This is a genomic window from Desulfuromonas sp. TF (genome assembly GCF_000472285.1).
In the GTDB taxonomy this organism is placed as follows: Bacteria; Desulfobacterota; Desulfuromonadia; order Desulfuromonadales; family ATBO01; genus ATBO01.
This window is the reverse complement of the sequence record NZ_KI421412.1, coordinates 1-22,893: the sequence shown is the minus strand read 5'-3', so window position 1 is coordinate 22,893 and position 22,893 is coordinate 1. Positions and strand designations below refer to the sequence as shown.

14 protein-coding genes are annotated in these 22,893 nt (G+C 62.5%); 4 read left to right on the top strand and 10 right to left on the bottom strand.

Translation table 11 applies throughout. The features are described from left to right. Positions 1-246 precede the first annotated feature (246 nt). The gene (locus tag DTF_RS0100070; RefSeq protein WP_027713674.1) at positions 247-1,182 is read left to right on the top strand and encodes a 1-phosphofructokinase family hexose kinase; all 936 of its coding nucleotides are present in this window, start codon (positions 247-249) and stop codon (positions 1,180-1,182) included. Here DTF_RS0100070 and DTF_RS0100065 read toward each other — a convergent pair. The 10 genes from DTF_RS0100065 to DTF_RS21005 form a co-directional block, all read right to left on the bottom strand. Further along, entirely contained in the window at positions 1,157-3,898 is a 2,742-nt protein-coding gene (locus DTF_RS0100065) for a cation-transporting P-type ATPase (RefSeq protein ID WP_304412831.1), read from the bottom strand. The two genes, DTF_RS0100070 and DTF_RS0100065, sit on opposite strands and share 26 nt — an antisense overlap. Positions 3,899-4,083: 185 nt before the next feature. Beyond that, entirely contained in the window at positions 4,084-5,220 is a 1,137-nt protein-coding gene (locus tag DTF_RS0100060) for a hypothetical protein (RefSeq protein WP_027713672.1), read from the bottom strand. Positions 5,221-5,234: 14 nt separating this feature from the next. After that, positions 5,235-7,592 (bottom strand): Ig-like domain-containing protein, encoded by a 2,358-nt coding sequence (locus DTF_RS24930; protein ID WP_155890623.1) that lies wholly within the window; start codon positions 7,590-7,592, stop codon positions 5,235-5,237. A 152-nt stretch (positions 7,593-7,744) separates the two neighbouring features. Further along, positions 7,745-8,914, bottom strand: a complete 1,170-nt coding sequence (locus DTF_RS0100050) for a hypothetical protein (protein WP_027713670.1) — start codon at positions 8,912-8,914, stop codon at positions 7,745-7,747. A gap of 60 nt (positions 8,915-8,974) precedes the next feature. Then, a complete protein-coding gene (locus DTF_RS21020; RefSeq protein ID WP_051360566.1) occupies positions 8,975-10,969 on the bottom strand; it encodes a cytochrome-c peroxidase in 1,995 nt (664 codons plus the stop codon). A 29-nt stretch (positions 10,970-10,998) separates the two neighbouring features. Next, entirely contained in the window at positions 10,999-12,285 is a 1,287-nt protein-coding gene (locus DTF_RS24925; protein ID WP_051360565.1) for a multicopper oxidase domain-containing protein, read from the bottom strand. Between the two features lie 38 nt (positions 12,286-12,323). Continuing rightward, positions 12,324-13,952, bottom strand: coding sequence for a multicopper oxidase domain-containing protein (locus DTF_RS0100035; RefSeq protein ID WP_027713669.1), 1,629 nt, complete (start codon positions 13,950-13,952; stop codon positions 12,324-12,326). A 50-nt stretch (positions 13,953-14,002) separates the two neighbouring features. Further along, entirely contained in the window at positions 14,003-16,000 is a 1,998-nt protein-coding gene (locus DTF_RS24920) for an Ig-like domain-containing protein (RefSeq protein ID WP_155890621.1), read from the bottom strand. Positions 16,001-16,231: 231 nt separating this feature from the next. Continuing rightward, positions 16,232-16,897 (bottom strand): response regulator transcription factor, encoded by a 666-nt coding sequence (locus tag DTF_RS0100025; RefSeq protein WP_027713667.1) that lies wholly within the window; start codon positions 16,895-16,897, stop codon positions 16,232-16,234. A 1-nt stretch (position 16,898) separates the two neighbouring features. After that, the gene (locus DTF_RS21005) at positions 16,899-17,873 is read right to left on the bottom strand and encodes a sensor histidine kinase (RefSeq protein WP_051360563.1); all 975 of its coding nucleotides are present in this window, start codon (positions 17,871-17,873) and stop codon (positions 16,899-16,901) included. A 216-nt stretch (positions 17,874-18,089) separates the two neighbouring features. On the opposite strand from DTF_RS21005, the gene DTF_RS0100015 reads away from it, so the two are divergent. From DTF_RS0100015 to DTF_RS0100005, 3 genes are all read left to right on the top strand, one after another. Next, positions 18,090-18,656: a TetR/AcrR family transcriptional regulator gene (locus DTF_RS0100015; protein WP_027713666.1), complete on the top strand. Its 567-nt coding sequence runs from the start codon at positions 18,090-18,092 to the stop codon at positions 18,654-18,656. A 64-nt stretch (positions 18,657-18,720) separates the two neighbouring features. Continuing rightward, positions 18,721-19,878, top strand: a complete 1,158-nt coding sequence (locus DTF_RS21000) for an efflux RND transporter periplasmic adaptor subunit (RefSeq protein ID WP_051360561.1) — start codon at positions 18,721-18,723, stop codon at positions 19,876-19,878. Between the two features lie 40 nt (positions 19,879-19,918). Further along, positions 19,919-22,893, top strand: a 2,975-nt coding sequence (locus DTF_RS0100005) for an efflux RND transporter permease subunit (protein WP_027713665.1), incomplete at its 3' end; no start/stop codon positions are given.

Below are 22,893 nucleotides of genomic sequence, written 5' to 3'. Positions count from 1 at the left end.
GTTATGAATTTTGGTTGGTAAATATTAATAGTGTGATCTGGATTGAGTTGTCAGGAACTCAAAAATTACTTCTCTGTGTTTCCGGACTACTCTGGGGGATGCCGAGAGCCGCTTAAATAGGTTATGCGAATCGGAGGGGAACATCCTTGCAAAACGCACCGCTCTTGCTACGGTGGAAAGGACTCGATCTCCTAGTTACTGCTTCCATGGATAGTCGCAGGATCATCCGTCCCCAGGAGCCGGAAGATGAAAAGAATTGTGACCTTGACATTGAATCCCGCCATCGATCTGGCTGCCGATGCCGAGCAGGTGAAACCGATCCGCAAGATCAGATGCGAGAAGCTCAAGATGGACCCGGGTGGCGGAGGCATCAACGTGGCAAGGGTCATCGGCGAGTTGGGGGGGTGTGCAACGGCTGTCTACACAGAAGGAGGAAGCCTGGGGAAATTACTGCTGGACCTTCTGGACCGGGAAAGAATTGACGCTGTGCCGGTGGAAATCGCGAATCCTACCCGGGAGAGCTTTACTGTAAATGAAACCTCCTCGGGACGGCAGTTCCGCTTCGTTCTGACCGGCCCCGAACTGCAGGAAGCAGAATGGCGAAGATGCCTGAAGGTGCTGGAAGCTCTTGAGCCTTTTCCGGATTTCCTGGTGGCCAGCGGCAGCCTGCCCCCGGGAGTTCCCGACGACATCTATGCCCGGATGGCACGGATGCTCGAAGCCAGGGGCGGGCGCCTCCTATTGGACACCTCGGGCGAGGCGCTCGGTGCGGCTCTGGAGGAACGAGTTTATTTGATAAAGCCGAACCTGCGTGAATTGCGGGAGCTGACCGGCCGCGGAATAGAGAGCGAGCAGGAGCAGGAAGAGGCTTGCCGGGAGCTGGTGCTGCGGCGAAACGCTGAAATGGTGGCGCTGACTCTGGGCGACAAGGGGGCCCTGCTGGTCACCAGGGAGAGGACCCGCCGGGCGGCCATTCCGAAGGTCGAGGTGGTCAGCCCCGTAGGCGCCGGAGACAGCTTCATGGGAGCCATGGCATTGGCCCTGGCCCGCGAGAAGTCCGCCGAAGAGGCGTTCGTCTATGGAGTGGCGGCGGGAACGGCCGCGGTGATGACGCCCGGAACCGAACTTTGCCGGAAGGATGATGTCGAACGGCTTTTCAAGAGGCTGGCCGGACAGGGGTAGGGCTCACCGCGGATCTGAACTTCACCGCCTGTCCCACCGCAAGAGGCACGAGGCTCGCTGTCAGGATCAGCAGCCATTCGCGACCATCGGGGGGCGTCAGCCCGAGCACTCCGGCGAGGATCGGCAGGTAGACGGCCCCCAGCAGCATGGCGAGGCCAAGGGCGAGGGCGCCCCAGACGTAGGGGTTCGTGGTGATTTCGTTACGCAGCAGGGCGGTTCCGGGATCGCGCATGTTGAAGACGTGCCACAGCCGGGCGAGGACGAGGGAGGTGAAGGAGACCGTAACCGCGCGCTCGGCGGAAAGCTCGAAGAGGTAGAGGGCGACGGCGAAAGCCCCCAGAACGGCGGCGGCGAAGACCAGCGAATAGCCTCCGATCCCCAGCCAGTGAGATCGGGTGAGGACCGGCTCCTTCGGGTCGCGCGGCGGGCGCTCCATGATGCCGGAGGTCGCTTCTCCCATCCCCAGGGCCAGTGCGGGAAAGACGTCGCCGATGAGATTGATGTAGAGGATCTGAAGGGGAAGGAGGGGTAGGGGAGCGCCGGCCACCGTCGCCAGGGTGATGATGAGCACCTCGCTGACGTTTCCCGAGATGAGATAGAAGATAAATTTTCGGATGTTGTTGAAAATGGCCCGGCCGTAGCGGACGGCGGCGACAATGGTGGAGAATCGGTCGTCCTTCAGCACCATGTCGGCCGCTTCCTTGGCCACTTGGGTCCCCCGTTGTCCCATCGCTATACCGATATCGGCTTTCTTCAACGCCGGGGCGTCATTCACCCCGTCTCCTGTCATGGCGACGATCTCTCCGTTTTCCTGGTGCAGGGCAATGAGGGAGAGTTTCTGCTCGGGGGTGACCCGGGCGAAGATGGAGGCGCCCAGTATCTTTTCCCGCTCCCCGGCGGAGAGCTCCTCCGGCTTCCGCAGGCTCTCCCCTCTCAGGGTCTGGGACTCCTCCGATTCCAGGGCGATGGCCGCGGCGATCCCCAGGGCGGTAGCGGGCTGGTCGCCGGTGACCATGATCACCCGGATCCCCGCCTTGCCGCATTCTTCGAGGGCCCCCTGCACGTCCTTGCGGGGAGGGTCGAGAAGACCTGCAAACCCGAGGAGGGTAAGGTCCCGATAGGGTTCTTCGTCTTCACTCGCCGCCTCCTTCCGGGCCAGGGCGAGGAGGCGCAGTCCCCCTTCGGCCAGATCCCGGTTGCGCTCCAGCCATTCGCTTCGATCCTCTTCTCCGAACTCCTTTTCTCCGCCCTCCGCGGCCACCCGCGAGCAGACCTTCAGAACCGCCTCCGGCGCCCCTTTGACGGCGACGAGAAATTGACCCTCATGTTCGTGGACGGTGGCCATCATCTTGGTTTCGGTGCTGAACGCCTCTTCCCGGATCTCGGGATTTTCGTTCAGCAGGCGCTGCCTTTCGATCCCGGCGGCCCGCCCCGCGCGCAGGAGGGCCGTCTCCATCGGGTCTCCGATCTCGCCCTCTTCATCCAGCGACGCATTGTTGCAGAGGACCCCCACCTCCAGCGCCTGCCGAAGGTGCTCGTTTTCCGAAGGATCGACCTTTTCCCCGTCCAGAAGGAATTCCTCTTCCTTCAATTCGATGTTCCCCTCCGGCAGAGCGATCTGCCGCACCGTCATGCGATTCTCCGTCAAGGTGCCGGTTTTGTCCGTGAAGATGATCGTCGTCGCCCCCAATGTCTCCACCGCGGAGAGGCGATTCATCAAGGCGTTGCGCCTAGCCATGCGCCACATGCCGCGCGCCAGGGCGATGGTCGCCACCACCGGCAGTCCTTCCGGGACGGCTGCGATGGCCATGGCGATGGCCGTCTTGAGAACCAGCGCCATGTCCCTGCCTCCGATAAGCCCGGCCGCGGCGACGATGACGCCCATGACGAAGGTCAGCGCGATCAGACGGTACCCCAAGCGCTCCAGCCGCCGCTCCAGGGGGGTCGCCTCCTCTTCGGCCCCCTGGGTCAGATCGGCGACATTCCCCAACTCCGTCTTCATGGCGGTGGCGGTGACGATTCCGGACCCGGAACCGGTGGTGACGGCCGTCCCCCGGAAAAGCATGTTCGACCGCTCGGCCAGAGGGATGTCGCCCTCCAGGGGCTCGGTTCCTTTGTTTGCCGGGACGGACTCTCCCGTGAGGGCCGATTCATCCGCCTGGAGGTTGTTCGATTCCAGCAGGCGCAGGTCGGCCGGGACGAGGTCGCCCGCGTCGATCAGGATGATATCCCCGGGAACGAGATCGTCGGCGGAGATTTCGGCACTCCGGCCGTCTCTCCGGGCGCGGGCTCTGGTCTCTCCCAGTTTGTGCAGCGCTTCCATCGAGCGGGTCGCCTTCAGTTCGGTGAAGAATCCGATGGCACCGTTGATCACCAGGGCCACGGCCACGGCGACCCCCTCCAGCCATTCTCCGAAGAGAAAGGCTGCAATGGACGCGACCCCGAGCAGAATAATGATCAGGTCCTTGAATTGTTCGGCAAGAATCTTCCAGGCGCCGACCCTTTTTTTCTGCCGCAGCCGGTTGGAGCCGAAGGAGTCAAGCCTCTGCCGCACCTGATCCGGACTCAACCCCCGTTCGGGTTCCACCCCGAAATGGGCGGCGATCTCCTCGGCGGACAGGGACCAGGGGGATGACGGAAGTTCCGAGTGGTTTTTGCGGGCTTCCTGCATGGGGATATCTACCTTGTGATTGCGCTGCCGAAAGCATCCGAGCATCTTTCGTGCACCGAGAGGCATACCCCCTCAATCCATATCAGATCGCCCGGAGGTTGCAAGGGACTCTCTTTATAGTGATTCGGTGGGCCGATACTAAAAAAGCAGGAGAGGACATGGCGTCCTCTCCTGCTTGATTGCAGAGAGGGAACAGGCGCAAGGCCTGTTCCCTATTGTAAAAGGGGAACTCAGTTGACTCGTTTCACGAAGCCCTGGGCGCCTTCGCGGCCGACGACCAGGGGCTGGGCGTCATTGTTGAGGCCATAGGCCTGACCGGAATTCTCGGACAGGGTGACCGGGGTTGCGCCGTCCCATACCGTGGCGAGGCTGGCGGCGCCGCTCCAGCCGGCGATGCGGCCGTTTTCGTTGATCGCCACCGCGCTGCCGGCGGTGGCCAGCGAAGCGGGGGCCGAGGCGACTCCCAGGTCGCTGATCGTCCAGGAAACGGGAGAGAGGCCGGCGTCGGACTCCCCGACGACCTGACGGGCACCGTTGACGGCAAAGGCGATATGGTCAATACCCAGGCTGCTGGCGGCAAAGGTGGTGCCTCCATTGACCGAGCGCCACAGGGCCGCGTGGAGATCGCCGTTTCCGGCTTCGGCTTCCCCGACGACCAGGATTTCCGTATCGCCCACGCGGGCGACTCCGCTGGCGGAGCTAAAGGGACTCAGGTCCGAGCCGCTGGCAAAGGCCGCAAAGGGAAGAACCGTGGGAGCAGCGGTGAAAACCCCAGGGGTATCCGCGATCCAGAGGACTCCGCGGGTGCGCGAGCTGGCATCCTGTGCTTCACCGACGATCAGGGTGCCGTCGGCGCTGATGGCTAGAGCCTTGCTGTTGCCGGCGGCGGTGAGAGCGGGGAGTTGAACCGGAGTCGCTCCGGCAGGCCAGATGACGGCCACGAGTTGCGTCCCCTTGGCGGACTGCCCCACGGCGTTTCCGTTCTCGTCGATGGCGAAGGCCGCGCTGAAGGTGTTGCCGTCGATGGGGTTCAGGGCCGCGGGAGCGATCGCTGCGTCGCCGGCGGCGTCCACGGTCCACAGGGCGGCGGTGAAGGGGGCACCCGCCGTGACTTCGGCGAAGCCGATGACCTGGTTAAGGTCGTTGATGTCGAGGGCGCTGGTGAAGTTGGCCGTTACGGGATTGCCCGCGTTGTCGGCCACTTCACCGGTGCTTACCCCGGTTCCCCCGGCATCCAGGGCGCCTGCGACGCCACCACCACCGCCTCCTGCGGGAGGTGCGGAGGAGCTGCTGCCTCCCCCTCCGCAACCGGCGAGCAACAGGGTTGCAAGGAATAATACGCTCAGGTTCTTAATAAATGAGTTCATCAATACCTCCTTGATCAGCGCACGTCGAGCGGTTGGGTAACCGTCGTCGCGTCGGGAGAGTCGGAAACAAGAGTCACCTCGGTGATGTTGGTCGTCGACGTGCCGCGGAAGCTCCAGCGACCTCTGTCGTCCACCAGGGCCGTGCCGATGAGCGCTCCTTCAGCCGTTCCGGCGTGGATGGTCAGGGTGCTTCCCGGAACGTTGCTGGTCCCCCGCAGGTTGATGCTGAGATTGCGGGTCCGGAACTGCGACCGGTTGACGGTGATGGTTTCCACCGGGACAACCGTGATGGTCACGATGGCGTTGTTCGAGGTCAGCCCGGTGCTGTCGACGATGTTGTAGCCGAAGGTGTCGACTCCGCCAGAGGCGGCAAACGCTGCGCTGGGGGTGTAGGTCACGGTGCCGGCAGCATCATTGGCGACGGCCGTGCCGTTCTCTGGGCCGAAGGTCTCGCCGGCGGGGAGCACGGTGATGTCAACGAGAGCCCCCTCGGCGAAGGTATCGTTTGCCGTGACGTTAACCGTTGCCGAAGTGGCTGTGGCGATACTCAGCGTTGCCGCGTCGTTGACCGCCACCGGCGCATCGGGATTGATGGAGAACTCGAAGGTCGCCGGATCGTAGAGCTTGCCCGAAACCGCGAAGAGGTCAGATTCGGCCACGACTTCCCAGTCCCCGTCATTCAGGTACTCGACGCGGAAGAAGTTGGTGCCGAAGGGACTGCCCGTGACTTCATGTTCGACCCCAGGGTTGCCGACGTGATAGTTGTTCAACTCGGGATTGGCCGCGTTGGGAGTGACCAGAAGGGGTTCAGGATAAACGGCCTCCGGTTCGAGTGTGGCAGGATCGACGAAGGTGGTCCATTTGAGGACGGTCGGGCCGATGTCGCTGTACAGGGTTCCAGCAAAGCCGAGGTCCGGATCGGAAGAATCGAAGATGCCGATGTCGGCGGTGTAGTTGATGCCATTGTCGTCCACGGGCACGTCCTCGAAAAGCAACACGCCGTAGGGGTGGGTGATCCGGTAGGTTCCTGCACGGTCCGTGTCGACGCGGACGCGCACCCGGCCGAAGGAGACCTGGCCGCCGTCGGTGATCGATTCGTCGCCGCCGAAGGTTCCTTCCAGGCCCAGCACCAGGATGGCCCGGCCGGCCGGAAGATCGTCGATGACGGCGTCGGCCGACCACCAGAAGCTCTCGCCGCCGGTGCGGAAGTCGAGCTGGTTCGGATCATTGGGGTCGATGGGGTCGGAGATGCACATGGCGTCTCCCGGGGTGCAGAGGGTGAGCTGCAGGCCGCCTTCAAACAGCGGAAGCTGGGTCAAAGGATCGATGGCCTGCTCTCCCGTCTCCGGGTCAATCACCGGCAGTTTTTCCTGATACCAGAGCGGGTAGCCGAAGGCATAGTCGAATTCTTCACCCGTGACTTCGGCGGTCGAGGCGGGGTTGAAAGGGTCCACGCGGTTCACGGGGCCGACGGCGAAAAGGTTCTGTTCCGGGACGCCGGGGAAGACATGGGCGACGAGGGGAACCGTGGTGTCGTACACCTTGCCCATGACGAAGAACTGGTCGGTCTCCACGAAATCGATCCCCACTCCGCCGAGGTTCGAACCCGCGGGGCCGTCAACGCGGAAGACGTTGCCGTTTGTACCGCCCACTACGGTGCTGGCGACGTTGGGGTTGCCGACATACTGCTCCAGGAGAGGTCCGGGTTCCTCGGGGTTCTCGGGATCGACAGGGCCGCGCACCTGCAGGGACGGATTGTTCTGATAATCGGGCCATGTCAGGAAGGGAACCTCATCGGGACCGAAAGCCGCCAGGGTCCCCTGGAAGCCGAGAGCCGGGAAAAGGAAGTTTGCGGCGCCGATGTCGGCGGTGTAGTTGATCCCTTCCTCTGGATCCGCCACCTCGAATATCTGGGTGCCGTAGGGGTGGTTCACCGTATAGGTGCCGGCGACCGGGGTGTCGATGCGGATGCGGGTGCGGCCGAAGGAGATCTGCTGCCCGTCGATCGGGGCCTCGGCCCCACCGAAGGTGGCCTCGACGGCCAGAGTCAGCTGAGCCTTGCCGCCGGGGACGTCGATAGCTGTTTCCGCCAGCCACCAGAAACTCTCGCCGGTGAGAACCAGGGGATTGATCGGATCACCGTTTTCATCCAGTTCAAGGGGATCACCAATGCACAGGTCCGGCCGGGAGGCGTTGCCGGCGGGCGGAGGGACGCAAAGCTCCAGTTGCAGACCTGCGGCGTCCTCATACCAGACCGGGTAGCCGTGGGGGTCGATGGGGGTACCCAGGTCTGCCAGAGCCGACCAGGCCGACGGGGCGGCGAGTGCTACAAAGAGCAGTACCGCCATAATTGAAAGAAATCTCTTCACCATCTGTATTTCTCCTTTCCTGAAACCTTCATTTTCCCTGTAAAAGGATTGAGAGGTTTGACGGCCCGCCTCGGCATCGACATCGCCGGGCGGGGCCGAGACCCCCGACTGACTGAGTCGCGGATGACGCATCCGCGACCCTTTTTGAACTGTTATTACTGCGGCACCGCTACGAAGGCCTGACCGGCAGAGACACCGACGGTCAGGTTTTGTTCGTTCAGGCCGTACGCCTGGCTGAAGCTGCCCTCTTCCAGGATGAGGTCAACCAAGGAGGTGTTGCGGGTATCCCAGACGCTGGCCAGGGAGACCCCGTCGCGGCCGTCCCACCCGGCGATACGGCCGGATTCGTTGACGGCGTAGGCGCTGCTGTCGGCTCCGGCGACGCCGAGATCGGCGATTTCGGAGGGGACGAGCGTGGCGGGATCGAGGGTCCACAGGGTGGCGTGGATTTCACCGTCCGCTGTTTCGGATTCGCCCGACACCCGGCCGAAGTTGTCCACGCCGAAGGCGATGCTGGAGATGAAATCGTCGCCGGCGGTTCCCAGGGCGATGGGGCCATGGGTGATCGCTCCGGTCGCATCGACCATCCAGACCACGGCGGAGGTGTTGCCATTTTCCAGCTCGGCTTCTCCGACGATCAGTCCGTTGTCGCTGATATGGTAGGCCGCGCTGAAGGCGCCGCCGAGGGTGCCCAGGGAGACCGGGTCGGCGCCGCCGGCGTTCCACAACACCGCGACCAGGCCGCTGTCGGTCAGGGCCTCGCCGACGATCTGACCCTCATTATTGATGGCGTAGGCTGCGCTCGTCGGCCCGAAGCCGCCGGAAAGGCTCAACTCCGCGGGTGTCGTTTCGCCGGCGCCCCAGAGGACCGCCACGAAGTCGGATCCGTCCTTCTCCGATTCGCCGACAGCAACCCCGGTGTCGTTGTTGCCGTAGGCGGCGCTGTAATCGTTTTCACCGATGGGGGCGAGCACTGCGGGAGCACCGGCCGTCCCGGCGTCCGCATCGACAGCCCAGCGCACACCCTTGATCGAGGTTCCGTCATCTGCCAAGCCGACCACCTGATCGTTGTCGTTGATGTCGACGCCGGTGCTGAACACGCCGTCCAGGGTGTCGAGCAGAATCCGGGTGAAGGCGGCGAAACGGGTGTCGTCGTTCGGAAGAGTATCATCGCTGTTCGGGATACCGTCGCCGTCGCTGTCGCTGTTGCCGGCGGGATTCGCAGCACCACTGTCACTGCCTCCTCCACCGCCACTGCATCCCGGAAGCCCGAACGCCAGGGCCGTCACGAGGCCGATCAGCATAAGAAGTTTAAAACGTTTCATAAGGTCCTCCCTCTTTCCGTGAATCTGAATATGTGTTCCGAACAACAGCTGTCTCATCTATCAAGGGTTGTAATGAAAGTTTTCCAGTTCGGCTCCCTCCAGGTTGTCGGCCAGAAAGGGCTTGAGCGGCCCCTGGCCCGCGGTGCGTCCTCCGGCTCCGACGGCGGGGATCTCCCGCAGCCGATCGGACAGGACCCGGGTGCGCTTGGGGTTCCCCTCGATCCGGTTGTCGTGACCGTCCGGAATCAGGAGCTGGGGGTGGTCAAAAGGCGCCCTCTCCCACCGGACTCTTTCGTCGGTCAGCGCCAGCAGGAAATCCACCAGCTCTGCCTTCCGTTCTTCATTTCCAATCAGGGTTCCCGTGGCGGCGATGGCAGGATCAAGATCGGCGAGATTTTCGTCGTGGAAATTCCCCCCTCTCGCATAGAAGTTGACCACCTGCATCAGGGAGAGCATGCCGCCGTTGTGCATGTAGGGGCCGGTGAGCTCCACGTTGCGCAGGCCCGGGGTCTTGAAAGCCCCATCGGCGGCCTGTCGGGAATTGATGTCTTCGGCATCCGGGCAGATATTCGGCGGATCGGCAAAGAAGTCGTTGATGCACCCAGGCTGGGCGATGGGGGTAAAGCCCAGGTTGGCTTCTCCGGCGAAATGCTGCCCGGTGAAGGACAGGGGCATGGGTTCACCGTTGGCCATGGAAAACGGGGCCGTGCCGCCTCGTCCGGGATCGTCCTCTGTGGGGGTTACACCGATGTTGTAGAAGCCGATGTCGTAATTGGCCTGAAGACCGTCAGCCATCGTCATCAGTTCGACGAGTCCCGGCTCCCCTTCGGCGCGGGCAAAAGAGACCGAAGCGCCCGTGAGTTCGGCCCCGACATGGCAGTCGAGACATTTGCCGCCGCCGGAAAAGACGCTCCAGCCGCGCTGGGCGCTCTCGCTCATGGCCAGAGTATCCCCCTGCAGGAACCTGTCGAAAGGGGTCTGGTCGGATATGAGGGTCGCCTGATAGAGCTGAAGGGCGAGGCCGAAGAAGAGGGAGAAGTTGTTCTCCATCTGGCTGAAGCCGTCCACGGTGGCGGCGCTGTTCCAGAACTCGGTCCGGAAGGCGGCGCGAATCATGGCGTCGTAGGTGGTGCTCAGCCCTTTTCCGCTGCCTTGCCGCAGAAATTGCAGACGGCTGTCCTGGGGATGGACCTCCTGGGCCGCCAGAGGGCGAAGGCTCAGCATCTTGCGACCGACTTCGGGCCAGGTGCGCCCGATCCAGGACATCTCGACATCGGAGAGCACCGGACCCGTGGCCTGAGAGGCAAGGCTGGCGTTGTTCAGGGCGTAGGGATTGGTCGCCTGTCCCTGAGCATCCAGCCGAAGGTCGACCATGTCGAGGAGCGCCAGTCCATTGCCGGTGTTGATATAAACCCTCGCCTCGGAATTCATGGGCCCGAAAGGATCCACGCCATTGAAGAAATGGTTGGCGCGCCCATCCAGGAAGTTGGCGAAGTTGAAGACGGCGTTGATGACGCTCGGTGCGTTGCGTCCGGTGGCCTGGCGAACGTTGCGGCCATTCCTGGTAAAATCGGGATCGCGAACGATGCGCCCCGGTTCTGCGGCCTGTCCGGAACCAACCCCTAGAAACCGGGTCTTATTCACCCCCTGGGCGCCGACGCGGTCGTCACGAACGGTTCTGGCCGATGAGCGGTCTTCGGGATCGGCGAAGGCAACAAAGGGAAAGTCAACCAAAGTCAGGTCGGCATTAGAGCCGCTGCCCTCATCGAAACTCCCGTTGATGCCGGCATGCAGGGTGTTGCGGGTTCGGTTGTCGGTACCGGCATGGAAATGGCAGCTTGCGCAGGCGGTCCGCCCGTCACTTCCCACCTGCATATCCCAGAACAGGGCCTTTCCCAGGCGGATGGCGGCATTGCGGTCCTGGACGAAGCGACCCAGGTTGACCGGCTCGGGCACCGGCACCTGACTCAGAGGCACGGGGTCGGCCGCCGGGGCCGGAGCCGCCAGCATCGACAGCAGGAGAACTGGAAGAACGGTTCGAAGAACTGCTTTCATCAAATAGTATCCTCTGGAAAGACTTCCAATTACGCCCCGGCCGAGTTGACCTGGATAGGCATGCGCACCGTAAATAGTCGGTTTTTCGTGTACCAGTGGAGGAAGTCCACTTCCACCACATGCTGGCCGAGTCGGGAGGCGGTCCCCGTGTCGATGAGAATGTCCCATCGCTGAGCGGTGGTGAGCTCGAACTGGTGGTTGATGCTGGCCAGCGAGTATGGCTCCGAATACCGGCCGAAGGGGGAGCGCCCCAGAGTCCGGCCGTCCACCGCCACCACCGTCCCCTGCACGGTGGCGGGGAAGCGCCAGCGGGTGGTGCAGTAGGCGGCGTTCAGGGCTCGGACCAGCACTTTGTCCCCCAGGGTCGCGGTGGCCTGGGCGCCGGAGAGAAGGGCCCCGTCCTGTCCGAAGGGTGCCGCCACGCCCGAGACGACGAAGACATCGGGGTTGAAATCGTGCAGCCGGGGGTTTACCGGATTGTTTATCGAAACGAACTCACCTCGCACGATCCCGGCCCGCTCGTGGTAGTTGGGCTGGTTGAGGATATGCCAGCGTCGGTCGATATCGTCCGGGACCCAGATGGCTTCGACATCATAGGAGACCGGTTCGTCACGCATCATCACGGCTCCCGGCCCGCCATCGGTGAAGGGAGCCCCGGGGACGTCGGGATCGATGATGAGCATGCCGTACATCCCCATCTCGAAGTGCAGCACGGTGTTGACGTGGCAGTGGTAGAAGTAGGTCCCCGACTCTCCGGCCAGCCACTGGTACTTGTAGCGGAGGCCGCCGCCGATATCCATGGTGAGATGCCCCACGCCGTCGTTCATCGGCGTCGGCTCGATGCCGTGGTGATGAATGGTATGCGGACCGCGCCGGTTGGACATGCGGCTGTGGATGACTTCGCCCTCCTTGACGCGGATGGTCTTGGCCGGCCAGGAGGAGGTGCCGTCGAGGTTGTCGCGGAAACTCCACATATTGACGGGCCCGAGGCCGGGGACAATGAGGGGAAGGTCGATGCTGTCGTGGATTCCCCGGCGTTCGAAGGAGCGGTCCGGCGTCACCTCGTCGGGGGTGGGGAGGTCCAAATCCAGGGCCTCATTTTCGTTTTCGGCGTCGATGAGCGGCAGCCCCGCCACCAGCGCGGGATCGAGCATGCGCACCGCACGACTCATGGGGGTCAGCCCCTGCAGGTCTTCGGCTAGCTGTCCGGCGGTCGGAGGGACGGTCCAATCGTCCCAGTCCCGCTGTTCCAGGGTATCTTCAGGGTTGAAAGGGGTGCCGAGGTCGCGCCCGATGAAATCTATGTCATTCGCCATGAATCATCCTCCTTGGTCTTTTGAAAACTTCCGGGTGCCTACCGTGCACGCAGGGGTACGGTACGCGATACGCGGGCGTGACTTTGATCGCCGTTTTCGTCGGGTCGATGATAGACCGCGGTGACAAAGCCGCCTCCGGAGAAGGCCTTGAGGGCCCTTCCTCGGCACTCCCAGCGTCCCTGGCTGTCCACAGGCAAGCCTTCCAGAAGGATTTCGCCATCGGCGCCGCCGGCATGGATGTCGACAGTGAGTCCGCTCTGGGGGACGCTGGAGAGGCGTCCCTTGAGCTCAAAGCGTCCTGTTCTGACCCTCAAGTCAGCGCGATCCACGAAAATCACCAGATTATGAGGGTCCATCGGGCCGGAGATCTCCCAGTGGGTGGAGAGCCCATGGGGATAGTTTCCCCCCGCCGCCGTATTGGAGATCTCGTTGTGGTCGTGCATCGGGTAGAGCAGAGGGAAGAACTCCTGCTGCGGCGGCCACTTGGCTGGCGGAATGTCCGGCGGCTGAATGAATGGGATCAGCATGTCCTTGATGTCGCCGGGGGCGAGGGTCCAGGCATCGAGCATGGTCAGATTGTTTGAAATCATGCGCGAGCCGTTCAGGTAGTTGGCGTGGCTGAGGGGGTAGAGGTGGTTGCCGTGGATATGCAGCGAATGCCACATGAGGCCGGCGTTGACGCAGCGGATGACGGCGGGCTGCCCGACATTGCCGTGGATGGCGACATTGGACTGGGTGTCGAAAATGCCCTTCTCGATCGCGGCCCAGTTGAGATGTTCCACGTCGTGCCTCTGATCACGCAGTCCGCCGGGGTTGAGCGTGGGGAAGAGCGACTGGCCGTGCTGGGCGGCGAAAAAGCCGCTCTTGCCGTTGAGGGTGAAGTACTGGGGGAGGATGCCGCTGAGGAACTGCTGCGACGAAACGGTCCCGGAGGTCTCGGCCACCTGCTCGCATTTGTCGGGATCGATGGTGTTGGTCACCCAGACGGCGTTGCGCTCGCCGTTCCAGGGATGGCCCGGGAAATGAGGCGCACGACCGAGGTCTTCGAAGAGCTGCCGCACGTTCTGAGTCGGAGCGTCGTAGGGAGAGCCGTTGGCCCCCACGGGGTGGGGGAGCACCACCAGCACGCCGTGCAGACCCATCATTCGGTTGACGGGAGCGTTGGTCGGATCGAGATAGACGTACGTTCCGGGCGCCGGCGCGGTGAACTCGATCTCCACGTCGTCTTCTCCCCGCTCGATGCTCACCTGCTGGACCTGCTCTCCGTCGACGGTGAGGGGCACGCCGGGGATGGCGAACCGCTTGATGTCGCCTCCGCGGTTGATGTCATTGGCGATGCGCAGTCGAACCCGGTCTCCCGCCAGGGCCACAAGGGTCAGGCCTGGGATGCGTGGAATGTAGGGGGAGTCGTAGGGGTTGGCGGCGATGTGCGCCTCGTCCCGGTCGCGGTCGCCCGTGGTCAGGCGGAAGGACCACATGGGCACCGCGCGCAGGTCGACCATTTCGGCTTGGATCTCGGCCATTTCCAGCCGGACCACGCCACGGCCGGGCAGGGTCGCCGCATGGGCTTGCCCGGCGCCCCAGAAGGCCGGCCACTCGGCCATGGTGCCGACCGCCACGACGGCCAGCCCCGTTGAGGTGAATTTTATGAAATCACGTCTTTTCATGCTCACTCCATCCTGGAATTCGCCTGTTTCCTTCTTGAAGGAGCCAGGCTTTATTTCATCCGCAGGGGGGTATCCAGAGTCTGGACGCCGCTGCCGGATTGTATGCTCACGCTGGATATCAAGCCCGGGGCCACGGGAGACTTGCTCCTGAACTCCCACTGACCGTCCCCGGACACGTCGGCCCTTCCGAGCAGGGGTCTTGTGATCTGTCCCTGGAGTTCGCCGTCGGGGAAGGCGACGGTGTGGACCTTGACGTAGGTACGTCCATTTCGAATCGCCTCCAGCGCGTCGGTAAAGGTGCTGATGCCTTGGGCCGGGCGCGGCTGGAACTCGAAGATGCTCAGGGTTCTATCAAAGCTGCCGCTGAAATCTCCATCGAACAGGTCGAAATACAGGTTGAAAAGGATAGGATCCACCCCCTGTTCGGCCTCCAGGAAGATATTGATCTCAACCACCTCGCTCTGCGGCAGGGGAGAGACCGTCAGGGCAAAGGGAAGAGCGATTTCAGACAATCTCAAATCGAGTTGACCGGTGGATGCGCCGGCTTCCGTCGGCGCCAGGTGCGCTCTCGGTCCGCCAAACACTTGAAGGGTGTTTTCAACGACATTCGAACTGGTGCCGCCGATGTGCCATCTGCCCGTTCTCGGCCGATAGTCGGCCCTGGAGATCTCGAGTTTTTCGACGAGCACCTCGACGACCGCGGGAGCAGAAATCAGACCTCCTGCATCCTGGACCACATACTCGAAGGTGTCGGTCCCGGTGAACCCTGCGGCAGGCGTATAGGTGAAGGTGGTATTTCCGGTAGCAATGACGGTGGTACGGCGTACGGTACCCCCGTTTTCGGTCGTCAGGGTTTCCGTGAGCAGGATTTCTGACAGGGGATCTTCCGCCGGACCGACGGGAAGGCCGAGCGCCCGCGAATCGATGCCGTGAGCATTTTCGGGACCGATCACGTCGGTATCGTTGGCGAGAACGTCGATAGAGACCGGAACGTTCATGGCGGTAACCGCGGAATCATTCGCCGCGACCGGCGGCGCGTTCGCCGCGTCGTTGAAAATCTTCCCCGTCAGTTGGAAATCCTCAATGAGGATCTCCTGGGAGCCGGCGGCGGCGTTCAGGAAGAAATTGGCCGGAGGGTCGAGGAGCCGGATACGGAAGAAATTGGCGAATCCGGCCTCTCCCTCGGGGATGAATGCGCTGCCCGCAACCGGAGAAGTGATGGGATTCAGCTCCGTCCCCGGGTTGGCAAGGTATTGCCGTCCGTCAAGGGCCTGCAGGAAAGCGAGAGGATTGCCTCCGGGCGCGTCGGCCGCCACCAGGAAGGGGCCGATACCCGTTGCCTCTGTAGAGACCAGGGGGGCATTCTCTGCCGGGAAACCTGCAGGGATCAGGACGTCTGCCGGATCGGGCCCGTTTCCTAAAGCCAGGAGAAAATTGCCGGCGGGCGGGGGGCCCGGCTGGAGGAAGTTGCCGATGTCCTGGGTCTGATTGATCTCGCGGTCGGCGGAGACGGTGCTGACGACATAGTCGCGTTCGCCGTAGGGATGGGTCACCCGGTAGGTGCCCGGGACGGGAACGTTGATCCGGATGCGGATGCGGCCAAAGGCCACCTGGTCGCCGTCGACGGTCACGTCGTCGGCGAACGCCGCCTCCTGAGCCAGCACCAGCAATGCGTCGCCGCCTCCGACGGTGCTGGTGAAGGTGTCAAAAGCGACGGCGGACCACCAGAAGGCCTCGGGTCCGAAGTTGCCGGGAAACGATATCGGCGCGCCGGGGAAGAACTCCTCCGTCAGGCAGGGCCTGGCGGGACCGACAGCAGTCTCCACAGACTGGTCCAGGCAAAGCTGCAGCCTCAGTCCGTTGCTGTCTTCGAACCAGAGGGGAAAGCCATGGGCCAGGCTCACCGCAACGGCATCCGGCTCTCCGGAGAGCCCCACCACATCGAAGGCCGGGTCAGGAGTTCCCGAGATGCCGGTCAGCCCGGCGTGTACGATCGAGACATGGACAAGGAAGAAAAGGATTGCCGGAACGGCCAGATACAATCTCATACTGCAACTGCTCCCATACCTTCATTCAATCATGATATTATTGATTACTAATCCTATATTCTTAGTGGGTTTATATTAAATATGACCGGTTGGAAGGTCTCGGTCTATGGGGGATTGCACGTAATTGGGGGGAGGGGATTCCCGCCTTGGGGCTAACATGTTGAAATGCCTGGAGCGGTGGGAAAATAAATTTTTCGGCTTGTAACTTTCCGTGAGAGCGAAAGATTTTCGTCAGCTCTCCCAGAATTCAGGATCGACCAGGCCCAGGCGTACTGCGTACTTGAGCATTTCAATAGGGTTAGCGATGTCCAGTTTGCGGGAGATGCTCCCCCGGTGCTTTTCCACGGTCTTGTAGCTGACGCAGAGGATCTGGGCAATGGCCGTCGTCGAATGGCCTTCGACCAGCAGGCCGAACACCTGACGTTCCCTGTCGGTGAGCAGTTCATATTTGCCCCGGGAGGGCTGCTTGGGGGGGGTAGTGTCGAGGTAGCTCCGGATGAGGTCCGTGGTGATGCGGGCGCTGAAATAATATCCGCCGGCATGTACTGCGCGGATGGCGGCCACGATGTCGGAGTGGCTCGCCCCCTTGAGGACGTAGCCGCTGGCTCCCGCCTGGAGGGCCTGGCGGGCGAAAGACTCTTTTTCGAACATGGAGAGGATCACGATCCGGGTTTCGGGGACGATCTCGTGAACCAGTTTGGCGGTTTCCAGCCCGTTCATCCCAGGCATGGCCACATCGAGGATGAGCACATGGGGGCGAAGCTGCCGGGTTTTCTTCAGGGTTTCGATGCCGTCGGCGGCTTCGCCGACGATCTCAATGTCGGCATGGGTTCCCAGCAGTTCGCGCAGCCCGTTTCGAATGAGGACGTGATCGTCCGCGATGAAAATCCGGATCATGTTACGGCAAGCTCCCGTAGGCAAGGGGGATTCTGGCCCATATCCGGGTACCTTTCCCGAGGGTCGAACTGATCATCAGGCGTCCCCCCACGGCCGCGATGCGCTCCCTCATGCCGATGAGACCCACTCCCGGGGGAGTTCCAGCCATTTTCGGCTGTCCCGAATCGGAGAACCCCCGCCCGTCATCTTCCAGAATCAGACCCACCCGGTGAGAATCATAGAACAGACGAACCCTGGCGCGGCTGGCTCCCGCATGCTTGGAGACATTATTCAGCCCCTCCTGACAGATCCGGAAAATCGTGATCTCGATATCCGGATCAAGGCGGGGGCACTCCTCCAGCTCCGTCTCTATTTCGAAGCCGCAGCCATTGGTTTTCAACTCTTCGACATGCCATTGCAGGGTGTCGCCAAGACCGCAGTTTTCCAGAAGGGGAGGACGCAGGTCGGAAGTGATATCCCGGATGTGATCGCTGAGCCGGCCCACCAGTTTCCGAAGGTAGTCGAGCTGACGCCGCTCTTCGGCTCCGGCTCCCGGCTGGGAGCTGCGGATGGATTCAATTCCGAACTGCAGCGCCGTCAGTGTCTGGCCGAACTCATCATGCAGTTCCCGGGCGAGATGTTTTTTCTCGCTTTCGATGGCGCGGATCATCTGACTCGAAAGGCGCTGGATCTCCAGATCAGACCTGAGATGTTCGGCGTAATGCTTTTTCAGCGGCAGGAAAAGAAAATAATAGGAGGGGGAAAGGAGCAGCAGCAGGATGGTGGCATCAATGATCGGCTGGATCACCCCGGTGACGGGAGGCAGTTGCGACATGATCAGCATGATGACGACTTCGGCGACGAAGACGGCCACCGCAAGAATAATCAGCAGACGAACTGGGGTAAGATGCCTGGGCCACTCGGGTGATATCCAGCGTCCGATGACGGCTTCGCCGTGAAAGGACTCCTCCCGCATTTTTTCGTCGCGACGGATCATCCGCCAGCCTCCTGCATATCAGTCTATTATTTAGATCGCACCCTCAGAATAGTGCATTTCATTCCCCCTGGTAAAGTCTTTAAATCATAAAAGCCTCACTAAATTTGTCACTTAACCTTTTGTCTAGCCATTTTTGTAAAATGATTCTCACTTGACATCGCGAGAATTCTCCCTTCTAAATAACCGGACTGAATATTCACTCCGCGAGGAGAGCATATGGAAAAAAACGGCAAACGAAGCATCATTTTGAATGCAGCTCTGGACCTCTTCGCGGAGAAGGGGTTCCACGGAGCGCCCACTTCCCTGCTGGCCCAGGCGGCGGGGGTGGGGGTGGGGACCATCTACCGTTATTTTAAGGACAAGGACGAGCTCATCCGCGAACTGTACCGGGAGGTACTCGAGCGTGTCCAGGCCCGCGTCTACGGGGATTCCCCGCCCGGGCTGCCGGTGCGCGAACGCTATGTCCGGGCCATGTCCCGGCTGCTGCGTTTTTTCCTCGAGAATCCCCTGGAGTTCCGGTTCATGGAGCAGTATTACTTCTCCCCCTTCTCCAGTGACGACGACTGCGCCGCTCCGGAAGAGAATGAAACCATCCGACAGCTGCTGATTACGGCCCGGACCGAGCGGGTTGTGAAGGAGGCGCACCTCTCCGTTCTGCAGGCCCTGGCCTTCGGCCCGATCGTCGCTCTGGCCAAGGAGCATATCAACAGGAGCCTGGCCGTGGATGAGGAGATGATCCGACAGACCGTCGAGGCTTCCTGGGATGGTTTGAAGCGGTATTAGATAAAAGATAATTTCCGGTTTGTTTTTCTTTCGGAGTGAACACCCACTTCCAAAGGTGACGAGGATGACAAGAGAGATAGAGAAGAAGAGCGTTTCTCCACTGAAGCTGCGACGTCCCGCCTGGATGAAATTTCTCTGGCCGGCAGGGATAACGAGCATCCTCATGCTCAGTCTGCTGGTCTTCTCCCTCGGTCCCTCCGGGGTAGAGGCGGAGAAGGCGGCGCCTGCGCCGGCCGGAGCGCCGCCGGGGATGCCGGTGGAAGCGGCGCTGGTCACGACGGCGCCGGTAAACCGCGAGCTGAGCGCCGTGGGGACGCTGCAGTCGGATGAGTCCGTGGTGGTCAGCGCCGAGATCGCCGGTCGGGTGGAACAGATCGCCTTCTCCGAAGGGGAGCAGGTCAAGGCCGGCCAGGTGCTCCTGCGGCTCGATGATTCGGTCCTGAAGGCGGAGCTCGACAGGTCGGCCGCCAGTCTGGGGCTCAGCCGGGCCAATTACAAGAGGGCCGAGACGCTCCTGAAGGACCGGGCCATCTCCGAACGAGAGCGGGACGAGGCTTATGCCAAGTGGCAGCTGGACGAAGCCACCCTGCGGCTGGCGGAGGCGAATCGGGCCAAAACGGTCATCCGCGCTCCCTTCACCGGCCGCCTCGGGCTGCGCAACGTCAGTCCCGGCAGCTACCTGCGCCCCGGCGATTCCATCGTCACCCTCGATGCCATCGATCCCATCAAGGTCGATTTCAGGGTTCCGGAAGGTTTCGCCCGGCAGGTAAAGGTCGGTCAGAGCCTGCAGGTGAACGTCGATGCCGTCCCTGGACGCACCTTTTCCGGGGAGGTGATCGCCGTCTCCCCCCAGCTTGACGCCCAGGGGCGAAGCATGCTGCTGCGAGCCCGCCTGTCCAATGAAGAAAAGCTGCTCAACCCAGGCATGTTCGCCCGGGTCACACTGGTCCTCGAGGAGAAGGCCGAAGCCCTCATGATTCCGGAGGAGGCGCTGATCGCCCAAGGGGACAGCCAGCTCGTCTACAAGGTGGTGGACGGCAAGGTTGAGGCGGCCCCTGTGAAACTGGGCATTCGGCAGAAGGGGCGGGTGGAAATTATGGAAGGGGTGCAGGCGGGGGACACCGTCATCACCGCCGGCCATCTCAAGGTGCGGCCGGGCATGCCCGTGACCGTCCTCCCCACCGTAGCCGCCGATGTAAAACCAGCGAAGACCGAAGGATGATAACTCAGAGGATGGCTGCGCCATCAAGGATAAGTAGATAATGGTTCTATCCGATCTTTCCATTAAACGCCCCGTCCTGGCGACGGTGATGAGCCTGGTGATCATCCTGATCGGCCTGATCAGCTATCAGCGGCTGTCTGTGCGCGAATATCCCAACATCGACGAGCCGGTGGTGAATGTGGAGACCCGCTACCCGGGGGCCACCGCCGAGATCATCGAGTCGCAGATCACCCAGCCCCTGGAAGAGAGCCTCGCCGGCATCGACGGCATCGACCTTCTCACCTCCCTCTCCCGGCCGGAGACGAGCCAGATCACGGTTAAATTCCGCCTCAGCCGCAACCCCGACCAGGCCGCCAACGACGTGCGCGACCGCGTTTCGCGGGTGCGCGACAGGCTTCCTGATGAAATCAGCGAGCCGGTGATCAGCAAGGTGGAGGCCGACGCCCAGCCGACCATCTACCTGGCCTTCTCCTCCAGCAACCACACGCCGCTGGAGATCACGGATTACGCCGACCGTTACGTCAAGGACCAGCTGCAGAACATCAGCGGCGTCGCCAACGTACTGATCCTAGGAGAGAGGCGCTACGCCATGCGCCTGTGGCTCGACCCGGCGCGCCTGGCCGCCTACGGCATGACCCCCCAGGACGTGGAGAACGCCCTGCGGAGGCAGAACGTTGAAATCCCCTCCGGGCGCATCGAGTCGACGGAGCGGGAATTCACGGTCCTTGCGGAAACCGACCTGCGCACCCCTGAACAGTTCGAGACGATGATCCTGCAGGACCAAAGCGGCTACCTGGTGCGTCTCCGGGATGTGGGACGGGCCGAAATAGGCGCCGAGAGCGAGCGCAGCGTGGTGCGCTTCAAGGGAAACGCCGCCGTGGCGCTCGGTGTGGTGAAACAGGCCACCGCGAACCCCCTGGACATCTCCAAGGCCGTGCGTACCATGGTCCCCGAAATCGAGGCAGGCCTCCCCGAGGGGATGAAGGTCGCCGTCGCCTACGATCGCGCCATCTTTATCGACCGCTCCATCCAGAACGTCTTCCGGACCATCGGCGAAGCGGTCCTTCTGGTCATCCTGGTGATCTTCATCTTCCTGCGCAGCTTCCGTTCCACCCTCATCCCGCTGGTCACCATTCCGGTCTCGTTGGTCGGCGCCTTCGGCGTCATGTACGTCCTCGGCTTCTCGGTGAATACCCTCACCCTCTTGGCGATGGTGCTGGCCATCGGCCTGGTGGTGGACGACGCCATCGTGATGCTGGAGAATATCCACCGTCACATCGAGGCGGGGATGTCCACCCGGGAGGCGGCCTTCAAGGGGAGCCGCGAGATCGCCTTCGCGGTCATCGCCATGACCCTGACCCTGGCGGCGGTCTACGCTCCCATCGGCTTCATGGAAGGGCGCACCGGCCGGCTTTTCACCGAATTCGCGCTGACCCTCGCCGGTGCGGTTCTGATCTCGGGCTTCGTCGCACTGACCCTCTCGCCGATGATGTGCTCCAAGCTGCTGCGTCACCAGAAGAAGCATTCGGCCGTCTACAACTTCATCGAGCGGGGGATGGTGTCCATGACCGACGGGTACCGCGCCCTGCTGCGCTGGTCCCTGCGCGGAAGCGTGGTGGTGATCCTGCTCGCCCTGGGGACGGCCGGAGCGGCCTGGTTCCTCTTCGGCACCCTCAAGTCCGAACTCGCTCCCACCGAGGACCGGGGGACCATCATCGGCGTCGGCATCGCCCCGGAAGGGTCGACCATCGCCTACACCGACAAGTACGCCCGCATGATCGAAAAGGTTTATGCCGAGACCCCCGAGGTGGAGCGTTATTTTGTGCTGACCGGCCGGCCGGTGGTCTCACAGATCATTGCCTTCGCCGGCCTCGAGGATTGGAACAAGCGGGATCGCAAGCAGCAGGCCATCGTTCAGGAGATGCAGCCCAAGCTTTTCGGCGGCATCCCGGGGATCATGGCCTTTCCCCTCAACCCCCCCTCCCTGGGGCAGAGCGCCCTGTCCAAGCCGGTGCAGTTCGTCATCCAGACCAACGCCGATTACGGGGAGCTGCAGAAGATGACCGATGCGGTCATGGACGAGGCCCGCAAGTGGCCGGGATTCCAGAACCTCGATTCCGACCTGAAGCTGAACAAGCCCCAGCTCTCCGTCCAGGTCGACCGGGAGAAGACAGTGGACGTCGGCGCCGATGTCGCCACCGTCGGACGCACCCTCGAGACGATGCTCGGCGGACGGCAGGTCACCCGCTTCAAGCGCGAAGGGAAGCAGTACGACGTCATCGTCCAGATCGAGGACGTCGAGCGGGTCACCCCCTCGGATCTCTCCGCCATCTATGTGCGGGGAAACGGGGGCAGGATGGTTCAGCTCTCCAACCTGGTGACCGTCGATGAGACGGTGGCTCCCAAGGAGCTAAACCATTTCAACCAGCTGCGCGCCGCCAAAGTCACCGCGAGCCTGGCGCCGGGCTATGCCCTCTCCGACGGAATCGCCCAACTCGAGGAGGTCGCCGCCCGGGTCCTGCCCGGCAACGCCATCGTCGACTACGACGGCCCCTCCCGGGAATTCAAGGAGTCGAGCGCCAGCCTCTACGTAACGTTCCTGCTCGCCCTGGGATTCATCTACCTGGTGCTGGCGGCGCAGTTCGAGAGTTTCGTCGATCCCTTCATCATCATGCTCTCGGTCCCCTTGAGCGTCACCGGGGCCCTGCTGGCTCTCAACCTCAGCGGCCACACCCTCAACGTGTACAGTCAGATCGGCCTGGTGACGTTGGTGGGACTGATCACAAAGCACGGCATCCTCATCGTCGAGTTCGCCAACCAGCTGCAGGAGGAGGGGTGGAGCAAGTTCGACGCCGTCGTCGAGTCGGCCTCCCTGCGCCTGCGACCCATCCTCATGACTACCGGCGCCATGGTTCTGGGTGCCCTTCCCCTGGCCCTGGCCCACGGCGCCGGAGCGGAGAGCCGCCAAGCCATCGGCTGGGTCATCGTGGGGGGGATGAGCCTCGGAACGGTGCT